Genomic DNA, 4,379 nt, shown 5'->3' on the forward strand with positions numbered 1-4,379 from the left:
CCACCGACTGTTTAGCGACCAGGGTCTTGTCGATATCGACTCCTACGTTATTGGTGATGGCCTTGTTAACCTGAGGCTGGATGGCATATCTCGCATAGTGGTAACGAACCGTTGGAACAGCGGGTGCTCCAGGGAAACGCTGTAGGATTGGCGGCGTCGGCGGCGTTGGCACTACCTCATAGTTAGGCTCATCCGGCTTATTGGGTTCCGGCTGATCTGGTGTCCGAGTCGGTGGGGTTGGTTCCGGCTCGTAGTTGGGTTCTACTGGAGCTGGTTCGGATGGCTGCTCCACTTCATAGTTGGGCTCATCCGGTTTATTGGGCTCCGGCTGATCCGGTGTCCGAGTCGGCGGTGTTGGCTCTGGATCGTAGTTGGGTTCTACCGGGGCTGGTTCGGATGGCTGTTCTACTTCATAGTTGGGCTCATCCGGCTTGTTGGGTTCCGGCTGATCCGGTGTCCGAGTCGGCGGTGTTGGCTCCGGCTCGTAGTTGGGTTCTACCGGGGCTGGTTCCAAGTCCTTTTCGACCTCGTAAACAGGTTCTGAAGGCTTGGTAGGTTCTACCGGTGGTTCTGGATTTTCCTTGGTCACTTTCGGTACGTTAACCGCACGGATTTTACCGTTAAGAGAATACCAAATATTTGGCCGTTTACCTTCCGAATTGTCTTTACCTCGAACAATCGGCATTTCAGAAAGCGGCATGACATTTGTTGCCGATGTGGCACCTAAGGTAATACTGTTATTTGGACCAGACATCTTGATGGCCCCCGCACCATACCAAGAATTGGGTGCATCGGATGAATCCCAACCTGAGTTTGGCTGACTATTCTTATACATAGTCCAACGGGCACCACCTTCGCCCTGTTTAAAGTTAAGCGTGTCCGTAGCATAAATCTGACCGTTTTTCTCACCGATAGATGAACCAGCAATCTTAACGAAGGTACCAGTGTAGTCCTTAGCCATCTCGATAGAGTTATGCTCACGGTTTAATGATGCTACCGATAAAAGCGCATTATCAAAGTCAATCGGATTGCCATCTTCATCGTAGAAGGTGAACTCATTTTTAATAAAGATAGATGTATCTTTTTCTATATTACCAGTGAAAGCAGACGCAAATACCCCTAGAGTTGGATCGGTAAAGATCCCCAGCCAGACCTTACCTTCTGGATTCTGGAATTTTGAATCTGGATCAACAGTATACTTAAAGACAATCTTGGAAATCTTTTTACCATTGTAGTAAGAGTTTTCTAAATTGGTGTAAGTCGCTGTAGCACTTTGGCCGCGTTCTAAAAGGACAGAAGCCCACTTAACTTCACCAGTGCTACTTACAGTTGTCGTCCAATCCGACTTATTGCCAATATTACCAAAGAGCTCCATTGAAGAAGAGACATCATCAGCTTGTTGTAGATTACTGATATCCAAGTCATCCATCTGAAGTACTTTCTGATCATACTTAGCTTTTGAAGTACTCTTGCTGAAAGCATCATCCATAGCAGAAGCTTTTAAAAACTGACCTTCAGTCGTCAAAGCCAATTGGGCATTGGGCTCAAGATCATAAACCAAGCTTTGAGCAGATGGTTCCGTCAAGTTACCGTCTTCGTTCTTATGCTTCTCAAGTTCTTCCAGAGCCTTTTTAATGCGCTCTTGTTCTTCTTCGTATTCCCGTTTTTTGATAGGATATTCAGCCAAATCCTTTTGGTATTTAGCTAAGTCCTCTTCATATTTGGCTAATTTAGCTTCATAGGCGGCTTTAGCATCGGCATTGCGCTGTTTGATGGCGGCATTTTCTGCTGCAATCTCGGCATTTTTTGCCGTATTTTCGGCTACAGCCTTGTCGTAAGCCGCTTTAGCATCGGCATTGGCTTTCTGCACGCGAGCGAGCTCTTGCTCGTAGGCGGCCTGTTTAGCTTGATAGTCTGCCTCATTATCCTTGTTCTTTTGTTGGATATCTGCTAAATCGGCTTCATATTGCTTCAGGGCCGCTTCATATTTAGCTTTGGCATCCGCATTGCGCTGTTTGATGGCGGCATTTTCTGCTGCAATCTCAGCATTCTTAGCCTTGTTGTCCTTGACAGCCTGATCATAGGCTGCCTTGGCATCGGCATTGGCCTTTTGTACGCGAGCCAGCTCTTGTTCGTAAGCTGCTTTTTTGGCTTGGTAATCCGCTTCATTATCCTTATTGCCTTGCTGAGCTGCTGCCAAATCAGCTTCATATTGCTTCAGGGCCGCTTCATATTGAGCCTTGGCGTCGGCGTTGCGCTGTCTGATAGCTTCGTTTTCTTTTGCAATCTCAGTATTTTTTGCCGTATTTTCAGCCACAGCCTTGTCGTAAGCCGCTTTAGCATCGGTATTGGCCTTGCGAACGCGCTCTAACTCTGCTTGATAGGCAGCAAGAGCAGCCTGATAAGCTGTTTCATTATTTTTATTTGTATTTTGAATGGCTTCCAGCTCTTTTTGGTACTGGGCTAATTTAGCTTCATAGTCAGCCTTGGCAGCAGCATTAGCAGTATTAATCCGCTCAACTTCTGCCTGATGGGCAGCCAAATCTTTATCATATTGCTCTGCAGCGGCCTTGTTTTCTGCATCTATTCGCTCAACTTCCGCCTTGTGCTTAGCAACTTCTTCCTTATAAGAGTCGACGGTTGTCTTAATTTCTTCTACTTGCTGGGCATAATCCGCATCTATCTCCGCCTGCTTAGCAGCTGCTTGCTCTGAGGTCTGAACGGTCCCCGCGTCCACATCAGCCTCTTCTTGAACCGTCACACCAGCTTGGTAGGCTTCCTTAACCGCCTGCTCCAATTCTGGTGACGGGGCCTCTACAACCAGCTTCCCCCCATTGTTCTGGCCGGCTTGGGCCTGACTCTGGCTGGCTTGGTCGCTGGCTGGCCCTTGAGCTTCCGGCAGATTAGTCGCTGGGTTGCCTGTTGCTGTCCCGACAACTTTAGTGTCAACACCGCTTGTCGATGTTGTTTCCGATACTTCCTCGGCTGCTGCTCTATAGCCTGTCAGTGACACCAGCGCTGTAGCTCCCAACACAGCACCGCATAGAGATTTCACAACCTTACTTTTTCGAAAACCGTAAACTTGTTTTGCTTTCATTATTTTCTCCCAATATTTTTCTAAGCAAATAATATTGCCGGGAATATTGTAACATAATTCCCCTGATTAAGAAATATTATTGTCTCACATTGCCATTGTTCTGAAAAATATATGATATTTTTCTGTTTATTACAGATAAATTATGATTGGCCTTCTAAGTACAAAAGCACAAAATAAATCTTCCTTGACTATTTGCATTTAGCCTAATTAATCGGCTTATTAGCTTTTGATATCATAGGGATAAGATCTTGTTAAGTGCACAAAATTTTGCTATGATGAAGGTGTCACAAGAGGAGCTTTTGCTGAGAATGACTTTTTTCTATCCTTGCTACTTTGGATTGGAAGTTTCGTCTAAACTCTTTGAACCTGAACAAGGTAATGCTTGCGTAAGGGATGTGAAAATCATAATAAATTTTCCTTGAGTTTATTGCGGTTTTGATTGTGGCAATCATGTAGGTGCCCAGTCTTGACTGCGGTAACGAGAAAGGATTTTTTTATGCAAAAAACAAATGTTGCTTCTATAGCTGAAATAGCCTTGTTTGCAGGTTTGGCTATGGTTTTAGATATTTTTACCCAGCCCTTATCGCTGGGACCATGGCTCTCTCTCTCTTTTAAAATGGTCCCCATTTTTATCTTAGCCTTCCGCCGCGGGACAAGGCCCGCTGTGTTGGCAGGGCTTATCTGGGGAATTTTACAGGTTGTAACCGGTCAGGCCGCCGGAGGCTGGCTTAATCTCTGGCAGGGCTTTTTAGAATACTTCATTGCCTTTAGCTTGATCGGACTTGCCGGAGTCATCCAGCCTTTATTTGAACAAACCCTTAGAAAACATCAGTCCTTAAGGAGCTGGACCACCATGATCCTTGGCATCTTAGTCGGCAGCCTGTCTCGCTATATTGTCCATTTTATCGCTGGAATTATTTTCTGGGGAAGCTACGCTCCTAAGGGACAGTCAGCTCTCATCTATTCTGCCATTGTCAATGGTTCTTCTTGGCTGGGTGAGACCCTAGCCTGCATCATTGCTCTGGGTTTGCTCTTTCCTTTTATCAAACGCTTTCTGTTGATAAGCTAAAAAGGTCAACTTAGACTAAAAGGAATTCAACTTCAGGAATCATCAAATTTTAGAAAACGGTAAATGAAATAAAATTTGTCACCTACTGCAGTAGACACACACCCAAAAAGCCCTCGCTGAGTTTAATCCCAGCGAGGGCTTTTCTTGCAGACCTATCGTATATGAGCCAAGACTAGCTCCTAATAACTTCTAGCCATTATGCTTCCTTCCTAC

General features: G+C 45.5%; 2 protein-coding genes and 1 riboswitch. Of the genes, one reads left to right on the plus strand and one right to left on the minus strand.

Annotated features, from left to right (window positions below; all coding sequences use genetic code 11):
* The coding region (locus ACVR1G_RS10805; protein ID WP_447453171.1) for an antigen I/II family LPXTG-anchored adhesin at positions 1 to 3,097 on the minus strand (3,097 nt) is incomplete at its 3' end.
* A gap of 279 nt (positions 3,098 to 3,376) precedes the next feature.
* A riboswitch (TPP riboswitch) is annotated at positions 3,377 to 3,508 on the plus strand.
* An 85-nt stretch (positions 3,509 to 3,593) separates the two neighbouring features.
* Between ACVR1G_RS10805 and thiT the strand changes: the two genes are divergently transcribed.
* Positions 3,594 to 4,166 carry an energy-coupled thiamine transporter ThiT gene (gene thiT, locus ACVR1G_RS10810; protein WP_447453172.1) on the plus strand — a complete coding sequence of 191 codons (573 nt, stop codon included), beginning with the start codon at positions 3,594 to 3,596 and terminating at the stop codon, positions 4,164 to 4,166.
* The last annotated feature ends 213 nt before the right edge of the window (positions 4,167 to 4,379 follow it).

The organism is Streptococcus dentasini (assembly GCF_053206945.1).